Here is a 393-nt window from a genome sequence, read left to right on the forward strand (position 1 = left end):
GCGCCGGGCGGAGGCGTACAGGGCGAGGAACGACAGGGCGTACACCGAGGTGGTGGCCAGGCCGATGCCGGGCAGGCCCAGCTTCGGCAGGCCCCAGGTGCCGTGGATGAGGACCCAGTTCAGGCCCGCGTTCACGGCGATCGAGGCGATGGTGATGCGCAGCAGCGCCTGCGGGCGGCGCATGCCGACGGTGAACTGCCGGATCGCCTGGAACCACAGGCAGGGCAGCAGGCCCGGCGCCATCGCGTACAGCACCGGCTTGGCCGCGTCCACGACGTCGGGGTCCTGGCCGAGCCAGACCACGGCGTGCCCGATGAGCACCATGAGCACGGCCCCGGCCGCTCCGGCGAGCGTGGACAGCAGCAGGCTCGCCCGGACCAGGTCCCGGACCTC

1 protein-coding gene is annotated in these 393 nt (G+C 73.3%); it reads right to left on the bottom strand.

Annotation, left to right across the window (positions count from 1 at the left end; all coding sequences use genetic code 11):
- Positions 1-393 (bottom strand): MATE family efflux transporter (locus CCN42_RS44065; RefSeq protein WP_245877086.1); only part of this gene is annotated, 393 nt, incomplete at both ends.

The organism is Streptomyces glaucescens, from assembly GCF_002154375.1.
Lineage (GTDB): Bacteria > Actinomycetota > Actinomycetes > Streptomycetales > Streptomycetaceae > Streptomyces > Streptomyces glaucescens.